This window comes from Blastococcus sp. SYSU DS0533, assembly GCF_054050775.1.
Genome location: NZ_JBJGZZ010000009.1, coordinates 139996 through 161709, shown reverse-complemented (window position 1 = coordinate 161709; position 21714 = coordinate 139996). Strand labels below are relative to the sequence as shown.

The 21714-nt window shown below is 75.6% G+C and carries 20 protein-coding genes and 1 pseudogene; 9 read left to right on the top strand and 12 right to left on the bottom strand.

All coding sequences use genetic code 11. The features are described 5' to 3' along the window. Nucleotides 1–30: 30 nt before the first annotated feature. Nucleotides 31–609: an AMIN-like domain-containing (lipo)protein gene (locus ACI79W_RS12915; protein WP_456562484.1), complete on the bottom strand. Its 579-nt coding sequence runs from the start codon at nucleotides 607–609 to the stop codon at nucleotides 31–33. A gap of 227 nt (nucleotides 610–836) precedes the next feature. Here ACI79W_RS12915 and ACI79W_RS12910 point away from each other — a divergent pair, with 227 nt between their 5' ends. Continuing rightward, nucleotides 837–1691, top strand: coding sequence for an Fpg/Nei family DNA glycosylase (locus ACI79W_RS12910; RefSeq protein ID WP_456562483.1), 855 nt, complete (start codon nucleotides 837–839; stop codon nucleotides 1689–1691). Nucleotides 1692–1819: 128 nt separating this feature from the next. Here ACI79W_RS12910 and ACI79W_RS12905 read toward each other — a convergent pair whose 3' ends face one another. The 6 genes from ACI79W_RS12905 to ACI79W_RS12880 form a co-directional block, all read right to left on the bottom strand. After that, nucleotides 1820–3028 carry an MBL fold metallo-hydrolase gene (locus ACI79W_RS12905; protein WP_456562482.1) on the bottom strand — a complete coding sequence of 403 codons (1209 nt, stop codon included), beginning with the start codon at nucleotides 3026–3028 and terminating at the stop codon, nucleotides 1820–1822. 138 nt (nucleotides 3029–3166) lie between these two features. Continuing rightward, complete coding sequence (locus tag ACI79W_RS12900; protein ID WP_456562481.1) at nucleotides 3167–5626, bottom strand: ABC transporter permease; 2460 nt, start codon at nucleotides 5624–5626, stop codon at nucleotides 3167–3169. Nucleotides 5627–5630: 4 nt separating this feature from the next. After that, on the bottom strand, nucleotides 5631–6404 hold the full coding sequence (locus ACI79W_RS12895) for an ABC transporter ATP-binding protein (RefSeq protein ID WP_456562480.1): 774 nt from the start codon (nucleotides 6402–6404) through the stop codon (nucleotides 5631–5633). Nucleotides 6405–6628: 224 nt separating this feature from the next. Continuing rightward, complete coding sequence (locus tag ACI79W_RS12890) at nucleotides 6629–7324, bottom strand: response regulator (RefSeq protein WP_456562479.1); 696 nt, start codon at nucleotides 7322–7324, stop codon at nucleotides 6629–6631. Then, entirely contained in the window at nucleotides 7321–8502 is a 1182-nt protein-coding gene (locus tag ACI79W_RS12885) for a sensor histidine kinase (RefSeq protein WP_456562478.1), read from the bottom strand. Before ACI79W_RS12885 ends, ACI79W_RS12890 begins: the two co-directional genes overlap by 4 nt. 75 nt (nucleotides 8503–8577) lie before the next feature. After that, a complete protein-coding gene (locus tag ACI79W_RS12880; protein ID WP_456562477.1) occupies nucleotides 8578–9165 on the bottom strand; it encodes a copper chaperone PCu(A)C in 588 nt (195 codons plus the stop codon). Between the two features lie 109 nt (nucleotides 9166–9274). On the opposite strand from ACI79W_RS12880, the gene ACI79W_RS12875 reads away from it, so the two are divergent. Next, nucleotides 9275–9430, top strand: a complete 156-nt coding sequence (locus ACI79W_RS12875; RefSeq protein ID WP_456562476.1) for a hypothetical protein — start codon at nucleotides 9275–9277, stop codon at nucleotides 9428–9430. A gap of 5 nt (nucleotides 9431–9435) precedes the next feature. On the opposite strand, the gene ACI79W_RS12870 is transcribed toward ACI79W_RS12875, so the two are convergent. After that, nucleotides 9436–10749: a Rieske 2Fe-2S domain-containing protein gene (locus ACI79W_RS12870; protein ID WP_456562475.1), complete on the bottom strand. Its 1314-nt coding sequence runs from the start codon at nucleotides 10747–10749 to the stop codon at nucleotides 9436–9438. Between the two features lie 217 nt (nucleotides 10750–10966). Between ACI79W_RS12870 and ACI79W_RS12865 the strand changes: the two genes are divergently transcribed. From ACI79W_RS12865 to ACI79W_RS12840, 6 genes and pseudogenes are all read left to right on the top strand, one after another. After that, nucleotides 10967–12094, top strand: coding sequence for a sensor histidine kinase (locus tag ACI79W_RS12865; protein WP_456562474.1), 1128 nt, complete (start codon nucleotides 10967–10969; stop codon nucleotides 12092–12094). Then, a pseudogene (locus tag ACI79W_RS12860) lies at nucleotides 12091–12855 on the top strand (LytR/AlgR family response regulator transcription factor); the annotation flags it as partial. The gene ACI79W_RS12865 and the pseudogene ACI79W_RS12860, both read left to right, overlap by 4 nt. Before the next feature lie 196 nt (nucleotides 12856–13051). Beyond that, nucleotides 13052–13402: a hypothetical protein gene (locus tag ACI79W_RS12855; RefSeq protein WP_456562473.1), complete on the top strand. Its 351-nt coding sequence runs from the start codon at nucleotides 13052–13054 to the stop codon at nucleotides 13400–13402. Between the two features lie 25 nt (nucleotides 13403–13427). Beyond that, a complete protein-coding gene (locus ACI79W_RS12850; protein ID WP_456562472.1) occupies nucleotides 13428–14948 on the top strand; it encodes a sodium/solute symporter in 1521 nt (506 codons plus the stop codon). Between the two features lie 168 nt (nucleotides 14949–15116). Next, nucleotides 15117–15512, top strand: a complete 396-nt coding sequence (locus tag ACI79W_RS12845) for a DUF485 domain-containing protein (protein WP_456562471.1) — start codon at nucleotides 15117–15119, stop codon at nucleotides 15510–15512. Then, entirely contained in the window at nucleotides 15505–17118 is a 1614-nt protein-coding gene (locus tag ACI79W_RS12840) for a solute symporter family protein (RefSeq protein WP_456562470.1), read from the top strand. Before ACI79W_RS12845 ends, ACI79W_RS12840 begins: the two co-directional genes overlap by 8 nt. 189 nt (nucleotides 17119–17307) lie before the next feature. On the opposite strand, the gene ACI79W_RS12835 is transcribed toward ACI79W_RS12840, so the two are convergent. From ACI79W_RS12835 to ACI79W_RS12825, 3 genes are all read right to left on the bottom strand, one after another. Then, complete coding sequence (locus ACI79W_RS12835) at nucleotides 17308–17583, bottom strand: hypothetical protein (protein ID WP_456562469.1); 276 nt, start codon at nucleotides 17581–17583, stop codon at nucleotides 17308–17310. 99 nt (nucleotides 17584–17682) lie between these two features. Next, entirely contained in the window at nucleotides 17683–18543 is an 861-nt protein-coding gene (locus ACI79W_RS12830; protein WP_456562468.1) for a manganese catalase family protein, read from the bottom strand. Between the two features lie 106 nt (nucleotides 18544–18649). Further along, nucleotides 18650–19387 (bottom strand): sensor histidine kinase, encoded by a 738-nt coding sequence (locus tag ACI79W_RS12825; protein WP_456562467.1) that lies wholly within the window; start codon nucleotides 19385–19387, stop codon nucleotides 18650–18652. Between the two features lie 59 nt (nucleotides 19388–19446). On the opposite strand from ACI79W_RS12825, the gene ACI79W_RS12820 reads away from it, so the two are divergent. Continuing rightward, nucleotides 19447–20163: a response regulator gene (locus ACI79W_RS12820; RefSeq protein WP_456562466.1), complete on the top strand. Its 717-nt coding sequence runs from the start codon at nucleotides 19447–19449 to the stop codon at nucleotides 20161–20163. Between the two features lie 91 nt (nucleotides 20164–20254). On the opposite strand, the gene ACI79W_RS12815 is transcribed toward ACI79W_RS12820, so the two are convergent. After that, nucleotides 20255–21634, bottom strand: a complete 1380-nt coding sequence (locus tag ACI79W_RS12815) for a PH domain-containing protein (RefSeq protein ID WP_456562465.1) — start codon at nucleotides 21632–21634, stop codon at nucleotides 20255–20257. Nucleotides 21635–21714 lie beyond the last annotated feature (80 nt).

Sequence of the window (21714 nt, the reverse complement as noted above, 5' to 3'; positions counted from 1 at the left end):
CGCGCGCGGGCCCCCTCGGGGCCGGACCGGTCACCAGCGGTGGGCGATGTCGACCACCAGGCGGACCGCGTCGTCACCGGGCGCGCCGATCAGGGTGAAGGTGCGGAACGGCAGTCGGGCGCGGGTGCCGACCCCCAGCGTGGTGCGGCCCTCGTAGGAACCGGCCCAGGCGACCTGCTCGAGGGTCCGGAAGCCGTCGACGTCCACCACCTCGCCGCGGCTGGGCGGCAGGTACGTGGCCCGGCCGTCCGCGTCGTACGCCGGGGAGTGGACGACGACCTCGAGCGCGGCCCCACCGTCCAGCGGGACGACGTCGCCCGTGCCCGCCTGGTGCACCGCGTCGACGTAGCGCACCGAGTACCCGGTCGCCGCCGCGGGGCCGTGCAGGTCGACGACGAGGCGGTCGAAGCAGGTGTGCCGGCCGGCGCGGACGTCGGTCACGGTCAGGCCGGCCGTGGTCGCCTGGCTGCCCTCCGGCAGCGAGCCCCAGACCAGCCCGCAGTACGGCGCGGTGGCTGATCCCGCGGCCGACGCCGGGCCGACCACGCCGACGAGCAGCGCGACCACGCCGGCGAGGACCGCCAGTGAGCCGAGTCGGATCCTTCTCACGATGGCCTCCATCCCCCGGGGCCGCCCCCCTGCGGGGTGGGCCTCCGAGCGGAGGTCTACTCGCCCGCGGGGCCCCCGGAGGCCGCCGCAACAGGGTCTCCACCACCTCGTCGCGGCCGTCACGCGGTCGTCGCACCCCCGCAAGACCGTCGTCGCCGGACCGCCGGGTGGGCCGGGTCCATCGATCGGGGGCCGCGCCGCGGCGGTATCCGGTGGATCATGGTCGGGTGCCCGAGTTGCCCGAGGTGGAGGCGCTGGCGGCGTTCCTGCGGGAGAACGCCGTCGGCCACGTGCTGGCGCGCGCCGACCTGGCCGCCGTCCAGGCGATCAAGACCTTCGACCCGCCGCTCTCCGCGCTCGCCGGCCTCGAGATCACCGGTGCCGCCCGGCACGGCAAGTTCCTCGACCTGGACGTCTCGGGGCTGCACCTGGTCGTCCACCTCGCCCGGGCGGGCTGGCTGCACTGGCGGGAGAACCTCCCCACCGCCCCGCCGAAGCCCGGGAAGGGGCCGCTGGCGCTGCGCGTCCACCTCGACGACGGCAACGGGTTCGACCTCACCGAGCAGGGCACCCGGAAGGGGCTGGCGGTCTACGTCGTCCGGTCGCCCGCGGAGGTGCCCGGCGTCGCGCGGCTCGGCCCGGATGCGCTGGAGGTCGACCGCGAGGCCTTCGCTCGGCTGATGGCCGGCCGGTCGGGGCAGCTCAAGGGCGCGCTGACCGACCAGACGGTCGTCGCCGGCATCGGCAACGCCTACTCCGACGAGATCCTGCACGCCGCGCGGCTCTCGCCGTTCAAGATGGCCGGCAAGCTGAGCGACGACGAACTGGTCCGTCTCTTCGACGCGGTGCGCACCGTCCTCACCGACGCGCTGGGCCGACAGGTGGGCCAGCGGGCCGCCACGATGAAGGGCGAGAAGCGCTCGGGCCTGCAGGTGCACGCGCGCACCGGTCTGCCGTGCCCGGTCTGCGGGGACACGGTGCGCGAGGTCAGCTTCGCCGACACCTCGCTGCAGTACTGCCCCACCTGCCAGACCGGCGGCAAGCCGCTGGCCGACCGGCGGATGTCGAAGCTGCTGCGCTGAACCGCGGCCCGCGGCCGGCGGCCGGCGGCCACGACCCAGGTGACCTGGTCGTCGAGCGTCCTCCCTCGTGGTGTGCGGTGAGGGAGGACGCAGTGCGGTGAGGGAGGACGGCGGACGCGCGCGGGCGGCTAGTCGGGCAGGAGGGACACCAGCCGGGTGAGCGCGCGGACCAGGACGCTGCTGCCGACGCCGGCGTCCTCCGGGTGCCCAGCGGCGCCGGCCGAGCCGACCGCGGTCCACCAGTCGCGCAGGGGTGGTGGGGCGAGCACGTCCACCCGCTCGCCCGGCTGCGGGACGACGACGTCGACGCCGCGGGCGCCCGCCGCGGTCAGCAACCGCTCCACCGGCTCGGCCCAGCGGTGGAACGCCAGGTTGAACGTGGCCCAGTGCACCGGCAGCAGCACGCGCCCGCCGAGGTCCCCGTGGGCGCGCACCGCCTCCTCCGGGTCCATGTGGATCGCGTGCCAGGCGTCGTTGTAGGCGCCGATCGGCAGCAGGGTCAGGTCGAAAGGGCCCAGCCGGGCGCCGATGCCGGCGAACGCGGGGGTGTAGCCCGTGTCGCCGCCGAAGAAGACCCGGTGGCGGGGGCCGGCGATCGCCCAGGACGCCCACAAGGTGGTGTCGCGGTGGAGGTAGCGGCCGGAGAAGTGCCGCGCCTCGGTGCAGGTGAGGGACAGCTCGCCGATGCGGTGCTCCCCGTCCCAGTCCAGCTCGACGATCCGCTCCTCGGGCACCCCCCACTTGCGCAGGTGCTCCCCGATGCCGAGCGGCACGACCCAGGGTGCCCGCTGGGTGCGCAGCAGGGCGCGCACGGTGGGCAGGTCGAGGTGGTCGTAGTGGTCGTGCGAGACGAGGACCGCGTCGACCGGGGGCAGCTCCTCGAGCGGCACCGGGGGCTCGTGCAGCCGCGTGGGCCCGATGATCGGCGACGGCGAGACGCGGTGGCCCCACACCGGGTCGAGCAGCACCCGCCGGCCGTCGATCTCCAGCAGCGCGCTGGCGTGGCCGAACCAGGTGACGGCGAGATCTCCGGCGTCGGCGGGCAGGTCGGCGTGCGCGAGCGGGATGGGCCCGCCGGGCAGGCCGACGTGCCGCTCCTCGTGCCACTGCCGGAGCAGCCCGTCGCGGGTGTTGGCGGGGGAGAGCGCGGGGGTCGGCATCCGGTTCTGGAACTTGCCGTCGGAGAACTGCGGGGAACCGGCGACCACGGGGCGCAGCCGGCGGCGGTGCGCACCGAGCGCGGTCGGCAGGCCCCAGGCGGCGGTGGCCACCCAGCCCACGGGGCCGGCGAGCAGGGCGGCGGTGAGGGCGGCGCGGCGAGCGATGCGGGACGGCACGGTTCGAGCATCCCAGCCGGACGTGGACGGCGGCTGTGAGGCCAGCGACGTCTGCCCGACCCCACGGTGGAGCGTCCTCCCTCACGGTGTGCGCTGAGGGAGGACGCTCGATGATCAGGGGAACCTGATCCCGGCGGGTCAGCCGGCGATGGCGGCCACCGGTGGGGTCCGCGCCGCCCGCCGCGCGGGCAGCACCGAGGCGAGCAGCCCGGCCACCGTCGCGACGAGCACGATCGCGCCGACCTGCAGCCAGGGCATGCTCAGCACCAGCTCGCCGTAGGACCCGAGCACCGACGCGACGCCGACCAGCCCGTAGAAGCTGCCCAGCAGCACCCCGAGGACCGCCGCCACGCCGGCCACCAGGGCGGACTCCCAGGCGAGCAGCCCGCGCAGCTGGCGCCGGGTGAGGCCGAGCGCCCGCAGCAGGCCGTTCTCCTGCCGCCGCTCGACCACGGACAGGGCCAGCGTGTTCCCCACCCCGATCAGGGCGATCACCACCGCCACGCCCAGCAGGCCGGTGACGACGAGCAGCAGCACGTCCAGCACCGAGTCGATCGCGGCGCGCTCGCTGGCCAGCCCGGTGACGAAGGCGAACGGCATCGCGGCGCTGGCCACGTCGGTGACCTCGTCGATCACGTCCGTGTGGTCGGCGTCGTCGGCCAGCCGCAGCCAGACGGTGTCGACGGCGCTCTCGGGTGCCAGCCGGGCCAGCTCGGCGGCGGGCAGCGTGGGGCGTTGGACGTCGCCGTACAGCGCGGTGAGGGTCGCCGTCCGGTCGCCGGCGGTGAAGGTCACCGGACCGCCTGCCGGGATCCCCCAGCTGGAGTCCGCCCACCACGGCAGCACGATCTCGCCGGCCGCCGGGATCGGCACGTCGCCGGTCGAGCGCAGCACCGGTGCCGCCGTCGCGGCGTCCAGCCCGGAGACGCCGGTCTTCTCGCCGTCCGGCCCGGTCACCGTCGCGGCGGTGAGGGACGACGCCGCCACCACCCCGTCGACCGCGGCGAGGCGGCCCGGCAGCGACGCGGGCATCGTGCCGTCGCCCTGGACGATCACGTCGGTGGGGTACTGGGCGGCCAGCCCGGCCTGGGCCGTGGCCCGCGTCGACGCCGCCCCGACGACCATGGCGGTGGTCAGGGTGACGCCGATGAGCAGCGCCGTCGCCGTGGCCGCCGTCCGCCGGGGGTTGCGGGTGGCGTTTCCGGCGGCGAGCCGGCCGGGCACCCCGCCCAGCCGGGCGGCCAGCCGGCCGACGGCGCCCACGACGGGGGGCACGGCCCGCTGGGCCAGCAGCACCACGCCGAGGAAGCTCAGCGCCCCGCCCGGCAGCGCGATCAGGACGTCGGCCAGCGCGACCCCGACCCCCATGAGCAGCACCCCGGGGACGAGCAGCAGCAGGCCGAGCACCAGGCGCAGCACCCCGCCCCGCGACCGCAGCGGCTCCGGGTCGACCGGCCGGAGCGCGGCCAGGGGCGCGACCCTCGTGGCGCCGCGGGCGGGGGCGAGCGCGGCGAGCAGCGTGGTGGCCGTGCCGACGGCCAGCCCGGCGACGATGGCGACCAGCGGCACGGACAGGCCCGAGAGCGGGACGGGGGAGTCGGCGGCCCCGGCGATCGCCGACACACCGGCGGCCAGGCCGATCCCGGCGAGGACGCCGACGGCCGACGCGGCCAGGCCGGTCAGGGCGGCCTCGCCCAGCACGCTGCGGCGCACCTGGCGGGCGGTGGCGCCCACGCAGCGCAGCAGCGCCAGCTCGCGGGTCCGCTGCGCCAGGAGGACCGCGAACGTGTTGGCGATGACGAGGCCCGCGACCAGCACGGCCACCGTGGCGAAGACCAGCAGCACCGCGGTGAGGGCCATCGTGTCCCCGGTCAGCCGGGCGGCCTCCACCTCGGCCTGCTCGGTGCCGGTGCGCACCAGGACCTGCCGGTCGGCCAGGGCGGCGCCGACCTGCTGCACCACGTCACCGGCCGGTACGCCGTCGGCCCCGGCCACCCGAACCTCGGTCGCGTCGACGGCGCCCCAGGCGCGCAGCTGCTCGGCGGTGCCCCAGACGCGGCCGTAGACGCCGGAGGTGGGGTCGCCGCCCAGGTCCACGACGCCGGTGACCGTGACGGAGGAGCTCCGCTCGGTGCCGTCGGGGGCGTAGGAGGTCAGCGGGAACGTGTCGCCGACGGCTGCGCCGGTGCGCTCGCTCACGGCGATCTCACCGGGCGAGTCGGGCAGCTCGCCGTCCGCCATCACCTGCCAGCGCAGGGCCGGGGCGTCGGCGACCGACTCGGCGAGCAGGTACTGCTGCCCCGTGCGGCCGGGCAGTAGCGCCTGGACGCCGCTCTCCCAGGTGGCGTCGACGGCGGCGACGCCGTCCAGCACCGCGATGCGCTCCAGCTCGTCGTCCACGCCGGAGCCGTCGTCCGAGGTGACGACCGCGTCGGCGCGGACGTAGGGGGCGCCCACGGCATCCAGGACCGTGGCGCGGGACGTCTGGTTGAGCACGAGGGTGGCGACGACGAAGCCGACGGCGATGACGATCGCCAGCGTGGAGGCGATGAGCCGGGGCAGGTGCGCCCGGATGCTCGCCAGGGTGACTGCCCGCACGACGTCAGGCCCCCAGGCCGCGGAGGGCGTCGAGCACGGAGGCCGCGGTCGGGTCGGTGAGCTCGCCGGCCAGCCGGCCGTCGGCCAGCAGCACCACGCGGTCGGCGTAGGCGGCGGCCGAGGGGTCGTGGGTGACCATGACGACGGTCTGGCCGGTCTCCTTGACGCTGGAGCGGAGCAGGCCGAGCACCTCCGCGCCGCTGCGGGAGTCGAGGTTGCCGGTGGGCTCGTCGGCGAAGACGACGTCGGGGCGGGGGAGCAGCGCGCGGGCGATCGCCACCCGCTGCTGCTGGCCGCCGGAGAGCTCGTGCGGGCGGTGCCCCAGGCGCTCCCGCAGGCCGAGCCGGGCGACGACGTCGTCGAACCACGCCGGGTCCGGTCGCTGCCCGGCCAGCTGCATCGGCAGCACGATGTTCTCGCGGGCCGGGAGCACCGGCAGCAGGTTGAACGCCTGGAAGACGAAGCCGATCCGTTGGCGGCGCAGCCCGGTGAGCTGGTCGTCCCGCAGCCTGGTGAGCTCGGTGTCGCCGAGCCACACCTGCCCGGCGGTGGCGGCGTCCAGCCCCGCCAAGCAGTGCATCAGCGTGGACTTGCCGCTGCCGGAGGGGCCCATGATCGCGGTGAACCCGCCGCGGGCGAAGGCGACGTCGACGCCGGCCAGCGCGTGGACGGCGGTCTCGCCGCGGCCGTAGGTCTTGCGCAGGCCGGTGGCGCGGACGGCGGCGCCGGAGAGGGACGCCGGCTGCTCGCCGGGGACGGTCATGACGGGGACGGGCACGGGATGCCTCCGGGATCGGGCTTCATCGACGGCGCTCACGCTGCCGCCCGGGGGCCTCCTCCCGCGTCGGAGCGCAGGACGATCTCCGGGGTCATCCCCAGGTCGTACCGGCCCCGTCGGCCCGGCATCGGCGCGGACCCCCTCGGGGCATAGGAAGCTTCACCGGCGGATGGGGCCGTCGGTCCGCACGTATAGCTTCCTATGCCCGGGGGCGCCGGCCCGGCTCAGGCGTTGCGGAGCAGGTCCGCGGGGGCGACCAGCCCGCTGCGGTAAGCCAGGACGACGGCCTGCACGCGGTCCCGCGAGCCGGTCTTGGCCAGCACCCGCCCGACGTGCGTCTTCACCGTGGCCTCGCTGACGACGAAGTGCGCGGCGATCTCGCTGTTGGTCGCGCCGTAGGCCATCTGCTCCAGCACCTCGCGCTCCCGCGGGGTCAGCTCGGCCAGGGCCCCGTCGTCGGCGCCGGCCGGTGCGACGGCCGCCCCACCCCGCAGGATGGGCGCGACGTGCTGCAGCAGCCGGCGGGTGGAGCTCGCCGCGATCACCGAGTCGCCGGCGTGCACGGTCCGGATCGCGGAGAGCATCTCCTCCGGCGCGGCGTCCTTGAGCAGGAAACCGCTGGCCCCGGCACCGATCGCGGCCACGACGTACTCGTCGAGGTCGAAGGTGGTGAGGACGACGACCCGCGGCGGCTCGGGCAGCGCGGTGACCCGCCGGGTGCCCTCGATGCCGTCGGTGCCGGGCATGCGGACGTCCATGAGGACGACGTCGGCCGGCGTGCGGGCCAGCGCCTCGACGGCTGCCGCGCCGTCCCCGGCCTCCCCTACCACGGCGAGGTCGGACTGGGAGTCGATCACCATGCGGAAGCCGGCCCGCACCATCTGCTGGTCGTCCACCAGGAGGACCCGGATCGCGCTCATCGGGGCGAACGGTAGGGCAGGGCGGCGTGCACGCCGAACCCGCCACCGTGCCGGGGCCCGGCCTCCAGCCGCCCGCCGTGCAGCTGGGCGCGCTCCCGCATGCCGCGCAGCCCCTGGCCCAGGCCGTCGGAGCCGGTGACCGCGGCCGCGGCGCCGCGGCCGTCGTCGAGCACCGAGAGCTCCAGCGCGTCGGGCCGCCACTGCAGCCGCACCCAGGCGCGTCCGGCGGGGCCGGCGTGCTTGAGCACGTTCGTGAGCGACTCCTGCACGATGCGGTACGCGGCCAGCTGGGGGCCGGCCGGCATCGGCTGCGGCGTCCCCTCCTCGATGAGGTCGACGTCCAGGCCGCTGCCCCGCACGTCCTCGACCAGGGGGTGGATCGCGGCGACGTCGGGCTGCGGGGCGTACTCCTCGCCACCGCCGTCGCGGAGCACACCGAGCAGCGCGCGCATGTCGGTGAGCGCCTGGCGCCCCGTGGCGGCGATCGCCTCCAGCGCGTCGGTGGCCGCCTGCGGGTCGGCCTTCCCGGCGTAGCGACCGCCGTCGGCCTGCGCGATGACGACCGAGAGGGAGTGCGCGACGACGTCGTGCATCTCGCGCGCGATGCGGGCCCGCTCGGCGGTGGCGGCCAGCCGCATCTCCTGCTCGCGCTCAAGCTCCAGCAGCTGGGTCCGCTCCTCGAGGGCGGCCAGCCGCTGCAGCCGCGCCCGCCGGAGGTCGCCCAGCGCCCACGCGGCGACCACGGCCACGCCGATGGAGCCCGCGGGGACGACGGCGTCGAAGACGTCCGTCGAGTAGTACCGCAGGCTCGCGAGGACCGCTCCCACCAGCCCGACCGCCAGCCCGGCCTGCCCGGCCCACCGCGGGGCGTAGGCGGCCAGCGAGTAGACCGTCACCAGCGCTGCGTAGTTGGCCGCCAGGAACTGGTCGGAGACCAGCAGCTCGAGCAGCCCGGCCGCGACGACGACCGCCGCTGCGGGGACCGGCGCGCGCCGGCGCCACGCCAGCGGCGCCACGAGGAGCACGCCGACGACGAACGACGCGTCCTGGCTGGACCAGTACGTCCCGGCGGGCAGGACGACGGTGACCAGGCCGATGAGCGCGGCCAGCGCGGCGTCCACGACGAACGGCCGGTCCCGGAGCCACGGGGCCAGGAGCTCGGCGGGCGACCGTTCCATGCCCAGGAGCCTAGGGAGCGCGGTCGCCCGCCTCGTCGCCCCTCGGGATGATCCGCGGGTCGTCCCCCGGGGGGATCAGTTCTCCGAGGTCGGGTCCTCCGGGGCCTCGAAGTCGCCCTGGCCGGGGGGCTCGGAGGCCACCGGGGCCTCCAGCGTCACCTCACCGGCCTGCTCGAAGACGAACGTGACCGGGATCGACTGCGATGAGCGCAGCTCGGTGGACAGGTCGGTCAGGAGCACCGTCGGCGGGCCCTCGGGCTCCAGGTAGACGTTGTCCTCCTCGGGGACCTCGATCGTCCCGGCGGCGCCGTCCAGGGGCGTCAGCTCGGCGCCGCCGAAGGCATCGCCCCGCACCTCGACCAGCTGGTCACCCGTGGTGCCGGTGTTCGCGATGGCGGCGTAGAGCTGGACGTCCTCGCCCACCTCCCACACGCCGTCGTCCGGGTAGGCCAGCTGCAGCGCGGTGACCTTGATGTCCTCGGTCGCGGCCTCGTCCGGCCCTGGATTGCCGCCGATCACCTCGTCGCCGGGCACGTCGAGCGGGTTGTCCTGATCGTCCACCCCCGGGCTGTCGGCGCCCCCTTCCCCACCGCAGGCGGCGAGGGGCAGGGTGGTGGCGAGGAGCAGTGCGGCGAGCGGGTGCCTGCGCGTGCGGCGGGTCATCCTGGTCCTTCCGGGAGGTCTCTCGTGCGACCGTGACGGGTTACCCCCGGCCGGTCACCGCACCCCTCGGTGGGCGGGCCGCAACAGAGTTGTCGCATTGGGGGGATCCGTGGACGACGACGACGACCGGACCCGGGTGGGGACGGACGACGGCGGCGACCCGGCGTGCTGGCTGCGCCGCGTCTGCCCGGCCTGCGGCGGGCTGGCCGACGAGGACCCACCCACGGTCTGCCCCCGGTGCGGGGAGGAGCTGCCCGCAGGGTGAGCCGGTCAGGCGGCCGCGCGCGCCCGCCCGGCCGCCCGGAAGTCGCAGAGCGCGTCCCGCAGCGCCACGCCCAGCCGGTCGGCGGGCAGGTGCAGCTCGGCGCGGGGGTCCAGCGGGAGCCCGGGGGACGGCGCGCCGGCCAGCAGCGCCAGGTCGGCGTCCAGGGCCTGCTGCTCGGCCGCGGCGTGGGCGGTCAGCAGCGCGCGCGAGGGCAGCGGCTGCCCGGGGCCCGCCGAGTGCAGCAAGCGGGTGAGCACGCGGGTGGAGTCGGCGTCCTCGGGCTGCAGCAGGGTCACCACGGTCGTGGTCGCCCCGGAGTCCAGGTGGTCGCGGCGGACCCGGAGGGCGAAGGGCGCCCGGTGGACGTAGGTCACCCGGCGGCGCTGCCGCAGCGGGCGCCCGCCGAGGGCGACCTCGGGGTCCAGGGGGTCGTCGCACCACTGCTCCTGCACCGAGCGGAACCCGCCCGGCTCCCGGACCACCTCGTACGGCGGCACCTCCGGGTGGTCGGCGGCGCCGGTCGTCGTGCCGTGCACGAAGGGCAGCCGGGCCACGTCGAGCAGCAGGTCGGCGACGACGGCGGCGGGAGCCGGGGTGCGCCGCGGTGCCAGCCACCGGTGGAGGAACCGCCGGTCGGCGTCCTCCGGCACCTCCAGCGGGACGCAGGACGGCGCGCTCGGGGCGAGCTCGACCACCCCCCACCGCTCGCGGACCCCGTGCGCGGGCGGATCGGCGCGCAGCTCGTCCCCGTCCCGCCGCAGGGTCCAGGTCCGGCCGAGCAGCCGGACCTGCAGCCAGCCGCCGTCCCTGAGCTCGGGGGTGAGGGCCACCGGGTGCCAGGCCGCGTCCAGCGAGGGGTCGAGGTTGCCGAAGACCGGGCTCCGGGGCGCGGCGGCGGGCGGCGGGTCCTCGGGCGCGGGCGGCTCGACGGGCCGGGGCGGTAGCGGGAGGGCGGTGCGGTCGGGGGCCAGCCACACCCAGCCGTGCCGCTCCTCGACCGCCCACGGCATCGCCAGGTCGGCACGGGGCGGCGGGACGCCGGCGGGCCCGAGGGAGGGGGTGGCGACGCACCGGCCGTCGGCGTCGAACCGCCAGCCGTGCCGGGGGCACTCCAGCCGGCCGTCGACGACCGCGGCGGCCGCGAGCGGGACGGGCCGGTGCGGGCAGGCGGCCGGGAACGCGCTCACCTCGCCCCCTGGCCGCAGCCGGACGACCACCCAGGCCCGCCCGCCGGCGCCCACCGGCACCGGCGTCGTCCCGACGTCGGCGGCGCGGGCCACCGCGAACCACCCCGACGGCAGAGCGCTGATCGCGACCATGAGCCATTGCACCCCGCCCCTGTGCCCGCCGGGTTACGGCGGTGGAGCGATCCGGCTACGGCTGCGCTCGACCGCGATCTCCGCACCGGCGGTCGGTCTCTACAGTGACCCCGACCACATCCCGGGCCGTCATCTCCCGGGATGCCACGCGGGCCGGTGGCGCGGGTGCCCGGTGCACCGGCCTGCCCCGCCCGACGGCTGCCAGGAGGGAGGAACCGTGTTGCGCGGAGCGCTGCGCTGGCTGCGCCCCGGGCACCTGGGCACGGAGGCGGAGCAGGCGACGTTCCGGACCCTCCACTCGGCCTCCCTCACGGCACCGGAGCTGCGCGAGGGGCTGACCAGCGGCTCCGCCGGGCGCGCGATCCGGCACCTGCGGGACCTGCTCGGGGTGCCCGCCGTCGCGCTGACCGACACCGTGACGACGCTGGCCTGGGACGGCCGCTTCGCCCACCACGAGCGGGATGCGGCAGCCCTCGCCGCCGTCGTCCTGGAGTCGGGCGGCACGGTGGTCCGGGACCGTTCCAGCTTCGCCTGCTCGGACGCCGGGTGCGGGCTGCGGCAGGTGGTGATCAGCCCGCTGGTGGTGGAGGACCGGGTGGTCGGAACCCTGCAGGCGTTCACCCCGTCGGCCTCCGCCGGGCTGGTCCGGGCCGCGACCGAGGTCGCGCGCTGGGTGTCGGGCAACCTGGAGCTGGCGGAGCTCGACGCCTCGCGGACACGGCTGATGGAGGCCGAGGTGCGGGCGCTGCGGGCGCAGATCAGCCCGCACTTCATCTACAACTCGCTGACCGCGATCGCCTCCTTCGTCCGGACCGACCCGGTGCGGGCGCGGGAGCTCCTGCTGGAGTTCGCCGACTTCACCCGGTACTCCTTCAGCCACCACGGCGAGTTCACGACCCTGGCCGAGGAGCTCAGGTCGATCGAGCGGTACCTGGTGCTGGAGAAGGCGCGGTTCGGTGACCGGCTCCAGGTCACGCTCCGGGTGGCGCAGGAGGTGCTGCCGGTCGCCGTCCCGTTCCTGTGCCTGCAGCCGCTCGTGGAGAACGCGGTGCGGCACGGTCTGGAACGCAAGCCGGGCGCCGGGACGGTGACCATCATCGCCGCCGACCAGGCCGGGGAGTGCCTGATCTCGGTCGAGGACGACGGGGTGGGCGAGGACCCGGAGAAGGTGCGGCGGGCCCTGGCCGGCGACGTCTCGGTCGACTCGGTGGGTCTGGGCAACGTCGACGCCCGGCTGCGCACCGCCTTCGGTGACGACTACGGTCTGGTCGTCGAGACCGCGCCCGGCGCGGGGACCAAGGTCACCGTGCGCGTCCCCAAGTTCGCGCCCGGGGTGCACCCGTGATCGGGTCCGCGACGTCCCGCACGCGGACGGTCCGCCGGGGCGCCGACGACCGCCGGCGAGGAGGTGCCGTGACCGCAGACCGGTTGACCGTCCTGGTCGTCGACGACGAGCGCCCGGCCCTGGAGGAGCTGCGCTGGCTGCTCGAGCGGGACGTGCGGATCGGGACCGTGCTGGCCAGCGACTCGGCCACCGAGGCGCTGCGCCTCCTCCAGGAGCGGGCGGTCGACGCCGTCTTCCTCGACATCCGCATGCCCGGGCTCAGCGGCGTCGACCTGGCACGCGTGCTCTCCCGGTTCAAGGTGCCGCCTCCGGTCGTCTTCGTCACCGCGCACGACGACCACGCGGTGGACGCGTTCGAGCTGGGCGCCGTCGACTACGTCCTCAAGCCGGTCCGCGACGACCGGCTGGCCGAGGCGGTCCGCCGGGTGGTCGGCGCGCGGTCCGGTGGACCCCTGCCGGTGGACGACGACATCGCCGTGGAGCTGGGCGGTGTGACCCGGTTCGTCCCGCGCTCCAGCGTCGGCTACGTCGAGGCGCAGGGGGACTACGCCCGGCTGCACACCGCGTCGGGCAGCCACCTGGTCCGCGTCCCGCTGACCACCCTGGAGGAGAGCTGGAAGGACGCCGGCTTCGTCCGGATCCACCGGTCGCTGCTGGTGGCGCTCCAGCACGTCGAGGAGGTCCGGATGGACGCCGGGCGGTGCACGGTGGTCGTCGGGGGCACCGAGCTGGTGGTGAGCCGGCGGCACACCCGGGAACTGCGCGACCTCCTGGTGCGGGGGGGGGGGGGGGGGGGGGGCGGGGGGGGGGGGGGGGGGGGGGGTTGGTCGGGGGGGGCGCCGCCGGGCGCCCCCCCCCCCCCCCCCCCCCCCCCCCCCCCCCCCCCCCCCCCCCCCCCCCCCCCCCCCCCCCCCCCCGGGCCGGGGCTGAGCGGTGCCGGACTCCCTGCCCCGCCGCGTGCGCATCACCAGCCCGCGCACCGGGGCCGCGCGCGTGCAGCGGGTCCCGGGTGCCCGCGAGATCGACGCCCAGACAGCCCTGGGCGAGGTGTACATGTCCTCGCTGCTGCGCTCGCAGCTCCGGCTGGCGCTGCTGGCGCTGGCCACGCTCGTCCTGGTGGTCGGCGGGATCCCCCTGCTGTTCTGGCTCGCGCCCGAGCTCTCCACCGTCGAGGTGCTCGCCGTGCCGCTCCCCTGGCTGCTGCTGGCCTTCGCGGTGTACCCGTTCCTGCTCGCGGTCGGCTGGCTCTACGTCCGGGCCGCGGAGCGCAACGAACGCGCCTTCACCGACGTGCTCGACCGATCGTGACCCCCAGGCCGACGGGCGACCGGTCGTGAGCGCTGCGGGCTACAGCCTCCTCGCGGTCACCGCCGTCGTGGTGGCCACGCTGGCGGTCGGTGCCTACGGCTGGCGGTTCTCGCGCACCACCAGTGACTTCTTCGTGGCCTCCCGCACCGTGCGGCCCGGGTTGAACGCCTCGGCCATCGGCGGGGAGTACCTCTCCGCTGCATCCTTCCTCGGCGTCGCCGGCCTGGTGCTGGCGTTCGGCACGGAGATGCTGTGGTACCCGGTCGGCTGGACGGCGGGCTACCTCGTGCTGCTGGTCCTCGTCGCCGCGCCGTTGCGGCGCTCCGGCGCCTACACGCTGCCCGACTTCGCCGAGAGCCGGCTGGAGTCGCGCGGGGTGCGCCGGCTGTCGGCGCTGCTCGTCGTGGCGATCGGCTGGCTCTACCTCATGCCGCAGTTCCAGGGGGCCGGCGTCGCGCTGGCCGCCACGACCGGGACCGGGGCCTGGCTGGGCGGCGTGCTCGTCGCGACGGTGGTGCTGGTGAACGTGCTCTTCGGCGGCATGCGCAGCATCACCTTCGTCCAGGCCTTCCAGTACTGGCTGAAGCTCACCGCGCTGCTGTTCCCGCTGCTGTTCATGGTGACCATCTGGCTCGGCGACGGCGCCGTCTCCCCGGCCTCGACCGGGAGCACCCCGGGGGACTCGTGGGAGTCACCGCTGGCCGGGGCCGGGGAGCACCAGCTCTACACCACGTACTCGATCATCGTCGCCACGTTCCTCGGCACGATGGGCCTCCCGCACGTCGTCGTGCGCTTCTACACCAACCCCGACGGGGCCGCGGCGCGGCGCACCACCCTGTTCGTGCTGGCGCTGCTGGGCCTCTTCTACCTCCTGCCACCGGTCTACGGCGGGCTGGGGCGGCTCTACGCGCCCGACCTCATCGCCAGCGGCGACACCGAGTCGGTGGTGCTGGAGCTGCCGTCCCGGATGCTGGCCGGCACGCTGGGCGACCTGCTGTCGGCGCTGACCACGGCCGGGGCGTTCGCGGCTTTCCTGTCGACGTCGTCCGGGCTGACCGTGGCGGTGGCGGGCGTCATCAGCCAGGACGGGCTCGGCCGCCGGCTCGGCGGGGTGCGCGCCTTCCAGGCCGGTGCCGTGGTCGCCGTCCTGGTGCCGCTGGCCCTGGCCCTGCTGGCCGAGGGGGTGGGCGTCGCCCGGGCGGTCGGGCTGGCCTTCGCCTTCGCGGCCTCCACCTTCTGCCCGCTGCTCGTCCTGGGCATCTGGTGGCGCCGGCTGACCGACGCCGGTGCGATCGCCGGGATGCTCGTCGGCGGTGGGTGCGCCGGCGGTGCGGTGCTGGCCACCCTGCTCGGCGCGGCCCCGGCGGGGTGGCCCGGAGCGCTGCTGGCCCAGCCGGCGGCCTGGACCGTCCCGCTGGCGTTCCTGACCATGGTGGCGGTGTCCCTGGCCACGCCCCGGCGGGTCCCGCGCCACGCCGCCCGCACCATGGTCCGGCTCCACACCCCGGAGGCGGTGCAGCTCGACCGCGGGGTCCTGCCGCGCTGAGCGACCGCTCGTCCCGCCGGACCTGCCGTACGACGACTCCTGCTCACCGCTCGGCGCAGCGGCGGCGCGACCGGTGCTGCCCCGGCGCCGCGAGCCCTACCGTGACAGGGCTCACAGTACCGCCCATTCGCATGCCGACGCCCCGCTCAGACACCCAGGAGCTCGCCCGTGACCGATCCACAGGAACGGCGTCTGCTGACGCCCGAGGAGTACCGCGCTGCGCAGGACTCACCGGAGTTCGTGGAGCTGAAGAAGCGCTTCCGCAGCTTCGCCTTCCCGATGACCGTGGCCTTCCTCGTCTGGTACCTGCTCTACGTCCTGCTCTCGACGTACGCCTCGGACTTCATGTCCACCCAGGTGTTCGGCAACGTGAACGTCGGCCTGCTGTTCGGCCTGGGCCAGTTCGTGACCACGTTCGTGATCACGCACCTCTACGTCGCGCACGCCAACAAGCGCACCGACCCCATCGCCGACGAGATGCGCGAGCGCCTCGAGGCCCACGACTACGCACCCGGCGTCCGTGCCGGTGGCCAGACCCGCACCCAGGGGGCCACCCGTGCCTGACCTCCTCGCCGCCGACGCCACCATCGGCAACCCGGCGATCAACATCTCGATCTTCGGCGCGTTCGTCGTCGTGACCCTGGCGATCACCTTCCGGGCCAGCCGGAACAACAAGAGCGCCGCCGACTACTACGCCGCCGGCCGCACCATCACCGGTCAGCAGAACGGCCTGGCCATCGCGGGTGACTACCTGTCGGCGGCCTCGTTCCTGGGCATCGCCGGCGCCATCGCCATCTACGGCTACGACGGCTTCCTCTACTCCATCGGCTTCCTGGTGGCGTGGCTGGTCGCGCTGCTGCTGGTCGCGGAGCTGATGCGCAACACCGCCCGGTTCACGATGGCCGACGTGCTGGCCTTCCGGATGCGGCAGGGGCCGGTGCGCACCGCGGCCGCCATCTCGACGCTGGCGGTCTCGCTGTTCTACCTGCTCGCCCAGATGGCCGGCGCCGGCGGTCTGGTCGCGCTGCTGCTCGGCGTGAGCGGCCCGGTGGCCGAGGCGCTGGTCGTCACCGTGGTCGGCGCCCTCATGATCTTCTACGTCCTCGTCGGCGGCATGCGCGGCACGACGTGGGTGCAGATCATCAAGGCCAGCCTGCTCATCGCGGGCGCGCTCGTGATGACGCTGTGGGTGCTCGCCGACTACGGCTTCAACCTGTCGTCGCTGCTCGGCGGCGCGGTGCAGAGCGCCGGCTCCGAGAGCGTGCTCAACCCGGGCGCGCAGTACGGCCTCAGCGACACCACCCGGCTGGACTTCATCAGCCTGGCGCTGGCCCTGGTGCTCGGCACCGCCGGTCTGCCGCACGTGCTGATGCGCTTCTACACCGTGCCGACGGCGAAGGCCGCGCGGACCTCGGTGGTCTGGGCGATCTGGCTGATCGGCATCTTCTACCTGTTCAGCCTGGTCATCGGCTACGGTGCCGGCGCCATGGTGGGCGCGGAGACCATCGTCGCCGCCCCGGGTGGGGTCAACGCGGCGGCCCCGCTGCTCGCCTTCGAGCTCGGCGGCACGGTGCTGCTCGGCATCATCGCCGGCGTCGCCTTCGCGACCATCCTCGCGGTGGTCGCCGGTCTGACCATCACCGCGTCGGCGTCCTTCGCGCACGACGTCTACGCCTCGGTGATCAAGAAGGGTGACGTCCCGCCGAACGGCGAGGTCAAGGTCGCCCGGATCACCGCCGTCGTCATCGGCGCGGTCTCCATCGGACTGGGCATCCTGGCGCTGCGCGCCGGGCTGAACATCGCCTTCCTGGTGGCGCTGGCGTTCGCGGTGGCCGCCTCGGCGAACCTGCCGACGATCCTCTACACGCTGTTCTGGAGGCGGTTCACCACCCAGGGCGCGCTGTGGTCGATCTACGGCGGGCTGATCATCTGCGTCGGGCTGATCCTCTTCTCGCCGGTGGTCTCGGGCACCGAGACGTCGATGTTCCCCGGCGTCGACTTCGCCTGGTTCCCGCTGCGCAACCCGGGGCTGGTCTCCATCCCGGCGTCGTTCCTCCTCGGTTACCTGGGCACCGTGCTCACCAAGGAGAAGCCGAACGAGGCCAAGTGGGCCGAGCTCGAGGTGCGGGCGCTCACCGGCATCGGGGCGGAGAAGGCCGTCCAGCACTGAGAGAGGACCCCCTCCTCCCCACCACCTCGCTCCGCTCGGCGGCGGGCCCCGGGAGGGGGCCTGCCGCCAGCCGTGGCGCGCGTCCCGAGGGGGGCGCGCGCCTCGTGCGTGCGGACGCCGCCCCCGCGGTGTTCGGCGGGGGCGGCGGCGACGCGGCGGGGGCGACACGGTGGGGGCAGGGCGGTGGGGTCAGGTGGCGTGGGCCGGCGCCGCGGCGGGGACGGCGTCGGCGGGCAGGACGGCGTCGACCGCGCCGGTGGTGTCCGCGACGGCGAGCGCGACCGGTGCGGCCGCGCGCTGGGGCCGGCGGGCGCGGACGACCCAGCGGGCGACCAGACCGGTCAGCACGACCAGGCCGGCGGGGGCGTGCTGCCCGGGCGCGCTGATCGCGACGATGACCGCCGCCAGGTAGACCAGCGAGAGCAGGGCTGCGGGGACGGGCACGCGGGGCAGGTGCAGGTGCACGGCAGGACCTCCGGGTGGGGTGGGCCCGCCGGGCCGGCGGCCGCACCCGGGGAGGGTGGGCCGCCGGCACGGCGACGGCGCAGGGGTGGAGGCCAGGGCCTACTTGAGCATGTCCTTGGCCTTCTGCAGCATCGACTGGCCCTCCATCTGGGGCGTCGGGAAGAGCCGCGGGTCGCCCGGGGGCAGGATCGGGGCGTCCGCGCTGGCCTCGATCGGCCGGGCGGTCATCTGCCCGCGGCCGTCGACGGCCGGCCCGTGCGCCCAGCGGCCGGCAGCGGCCTCCGGGCCGTCGGAGGCGACGATGAAGGCGTAGCCGGCGTCGCCCGGCTCCTCCTCCAGCGGGAAGGCCTCCGGCACCGGGATGCCCTCGAGCCCGTCCTCCTTGAGCTCCTCGATCGCGGCGAGCCACTGCATCTGGTGCATGTGGTCGCGGGCGATGAGGAAGCGCAGCATGTCCTTGACGCCGGGGTCGTCGGTCATGTTGTAGAGGCGCGCGACCTGCAGGCGGCCCTGCATCTCCGCCGTGGCGTTGTAGTGGAAGTCGGCCATCAGGTTGCCGCTGGCGGTCACGTAGCCACCGCTCCAGGGCAGCCCCATGGAGTCGCGGTAGTAGGCGCCGCCACCGTTGACGATCGCGTGCTGCGGGTTGACGTCGCCGTAGCCGGCGGCCGCCTCCTTGGTGCGGTCGGCCGCGTCCGGCTTGAGCGGCTGGTGGTCCAGCAGCCGGTCGATCATCGTCACGATCATCTCGACGTGGGCCAGCTCCTCGGTGCCGATGGAGAGGAGCATGTCCTTGTACTTACCGGGCAGCCGGCAGTTCCAGCCCTGCAGCAGGTACTGGGTGGCGACGGTCATCTCACCCCACTGACCGCCGAGGATCTCCTGCATCCGGCGGGCGAACGCGGCGTCGGGGCCGTCGGGCTTCGCCTCGTACTGCAGGGCCTGGGTGTGCGTGAACACGGGCTCTCCTTGCGTCGTCGCTCCACCGCGATCGCGGTGACGACGGAGTCCTGCCCGCCCGTGGTGGCCCACCGGTGCCGTCCCGTGGCCCGCCGGTGCCAACCTGTCAGCGGTCGGGGAGGCGCACGGTCAGCGTGAGCACGTCGCCGTCCGCCGACCACAGCACCCGGCCACCCAGCTCCCCGGCCTGCCGGCGCACCGACCAGAGCCCGAGCCCGGTGAGGTCGACCGGGGGGCGGTCGTCGCCCAGGTGCTGGAGGACCCGCTCGACCGGGACGACGGCCTGTGTGATCGCCAGGTCCACCCAGCCGGCGCGAGCCGTGACCCGGAGGCGCACCGGCGCACCGTTCCCGTGGCGGTGGGCGTTCTCCAGCAGGTTGAGGAGGATGCGCTGCACGCGCGCGTCCGCGACGGCGATGTCCCCGGCGCCGTCCTCGACCTCCAGCGTGAGCTGGGACCGGGGGAGACCCGAGGCGGCCACCGAGGCCCGCAGGACGTCGCAGAGGGTCCGGGTGCCGCGGGACCGCTGGACGGCGCCCCCCGTGGCGTCGGCCGTGCGCAGCATCGACGACAGGTGCGCCGTCTGGGCCCGGGCGAGCGCGAGCAGCTCACCGGTCTGCCCGGGGGCGCGGTCGAGCGAGCCGAGCACGGCTTCCAGCGAGGCCAACGGGGTGCGCATGTCGTGGCAGAGCGCGCGGACGACGGCGTCCTCGGGGCTGGGAGCCTCCGGGTCGGGGACGGTCCCACGGCGTGGGCGCGGGAGGTGCGCGCGCAGCACGCGGGCGAGATCGTTGAGCAGTCCGCGGCTACGCGTCGACGCCTGCGTGTCGGCAGCCAGGGTCACGGGCACCTCCTCGGGAGTCCGGTCCGCAGCGCCGGAACGCACCGACCGTCAGGAGCGATGTGGGGCAGACCGACGACGTGGCCGCTGCTGACCGCAGGCCGCCGGTGGACGTGGTCGTCGTGGACGACCACCCGTTGTTCACGCGTGGGCTGAGCCTGTTGCTGCCGGGGCTCAGCGAGGGCCGGGTGCGGGTGGTGGCGACGACGGAGGACGCGTCGGCCGCCGCCGCGATGGTGCAGCGGCACCACGCCGACGTGGCGATCGTCGACCTGCACATGCCGCCCCCGGGCGGCACCAGGGCGATCGCCGCCATCCGGCGCGCGGACCCGATGGTGCGGGTGGTCGCGCTCTCCGGCCTGGCCGAGGCGGACGCCGCCATCGAGGCGCTGCGGGCGGGGGCGTCGGGCTTCCTGCCGAAGACCGCGGACCCCGAGGCGCTGGTGCGGCCGCTGCTGGCCGTACTCGACGGCTGGTCGGTGCTCCCGGAGGCGCTGCTCCGCCAGCTGCTCGCGGACGCCGCGCCGACCGGTGAGCAGAGCATCGCCGACCAGCTCACCGCCGACGAGCGGCGCTTGTGGCGGCTGATCGCCGACGGCACCAGCACCGTGGACATCGCCACGACGCTGCACGTCTCGGAGCGGACGACGAAGCGGCTGGTGGCGCACCTGCTGCGCCGGCTGCAGGTGGCGACCCGGGTGGAGGCGGCGGCGCTGGCCGGCCGCGTGGGGCTGGGCGCCGCGGAGCCGTTGCGGCACACGGGTGGCCTCACGGGCTGAGCTCCCCAGGACGACATCGCGGGCCAGCTACCCGGAGCGGTGATCGACTACCGCCGGTCTCGGAAAGGTTTGCCTTCCCTCCCCCTGCCGGTCACCTGCCGAGCGCGCCGGCCCACGGCTCGGAGGCGGCCAGGGCGAAGGCGGGCACCTCGTCGGCGGCCATGTCCAGGGCCGCGTAGCCGCCGCTGCCCGCGCCCACGCAGGCGGTGACGGTGGCCAGGCCGGCACGCCGCTGGAACAACGACTGCCGGACCTGCCAGCCCACCACCGCCCGCCGTTCCAGCACCGCGTGCTCGCGCACCAGCCAGCCGCTGCGGACGGCGAAGGTGCGCGGCCCGGCGGCGTGCCCGAGGGAGCGGTAGCGGGCGAGCCCCACCGGGATGCCCAGCACGGTCAGCACCAGGCCGGCGGCCAGCAGCCACCACCCGCCGTCCCCGGCCAGGAGGACGCCGCCGCCCGCGGTGACCAGCAGCCCGAAGGCGACGGCGCGCAGGACCCGGCGGCGGCGGGCCGCGGGCGGGTGGGCGACGAGCGCGCCGGGGTCGTCGGTGACCCGCCTGGCCAGCGCCCACGCCTCGGTGCGCGGGCCCAGGGGGAAGAGCTGCCCGCGCCCGGCGGCGTCGCCGAGCCCGGTGACCAGGGCGCTGACGCGGGCAGCCCGCACCAGCCGCATGCCGAGCCCGTCGGTGACCGTGACGCCGCGGATGCGGTCCACCTCGAGCTCGGTGTGCCGGCGGGTGAGCAGCCCGCGTGAGGCGATCAGCGACGCGCCGCGGCGGACGACGCGGAAGCGCCAGTTGACCAGGGCCGCGCCGACGACGGACCCGGCCAGCAGCACCAGCAGCGCGATGACCAGCCCGGCCGCGACCAGGCGCACGTCGGAGAGGTCGGGCTCCTGGAACTCAGGGGTCCACTGCCCGGGCAGCTCCTCGGCCAGCCGGACCAGCGCACCGACGGCGGCCAGCGGCACGGCGAGGTAGGTGCCGACCAGCGGGGCGTAGCGCAGCCAGCGGTGGTCGAAGCGGGCGTACTCCTCCTCGACCGGCTCGGGTGCCGGGGCGCCGTCCGGGGCGACCGCGGGTGCCGCGGCGGCGCGGTGGGTGAGGACGGCGACGCGCAGCCGGTCGCCCTCGGCGCGGGGGATCCCGTCGACCAGCAGCTCCTCGTCGCCGTCGGTGACCGCCCCGGCGGCGGCGTCGATGCGGACGCGCACCAGGCCGAGAACGCGGTGCAACGGCGGCGCCTCGACGTCGACACCGCGGATCCGGTCGTTCGGCACGGTGCGCACCGAGCGGGCCAGCAGGCCGCGGGTGATGACGACGGCGGCGGGCCCGTCGGCGTAGCTGAACCGCCACCAGTTCAGCGTCGCGGTGAGCAGCGAGAGCAGGGTGACGCCGACGACGAGCGCGATGACCGTGCGGATCCCGCCGTCGAACCCGGTCGCGGCGATGACCGGGATGACGGCGGGCACGAACGACCGGGCCTGCCGGAACGTCGCGGTGTGGACGGCGATGACGCGGGGGGAGAGCCGCCGAGGCTCACCGGCGGTCG

Bases quoted from the DNA above. Each gene is read 5' to 3' on its own strand.
- ACI79W_RS12870 (WP_456562475.1), bottom strand. From the start codon at position 10,749: ATGGTCGCGATCAGCGCTCTGCCGTCGGGGTGGTTCGCGGTGGCCCGC.
- ACI79W_RS12885 (WP_456562478.1), bottom strand. From the start codon at position 8,502: ATGGAACGGTCGCCCGCCGAGCTCCTGGCCCCGTGGCTCCGGGACCGG.
- ACI79W_RS12880 (WP_456562477.1), bottom strand. From the start codon at position 9,165: ATGACCCGCCGCACGCGCAGGCACCCGCTCGCCGCACTGCTCCTCGCC.
- ACI79W_RS12890 (WP_456562479.1), bottom strand. From the start codon at position 7,324: ATGAGCGCGATCCGGGTCCTCCTGGTGGACGACCAGCAGATGGTGCGG.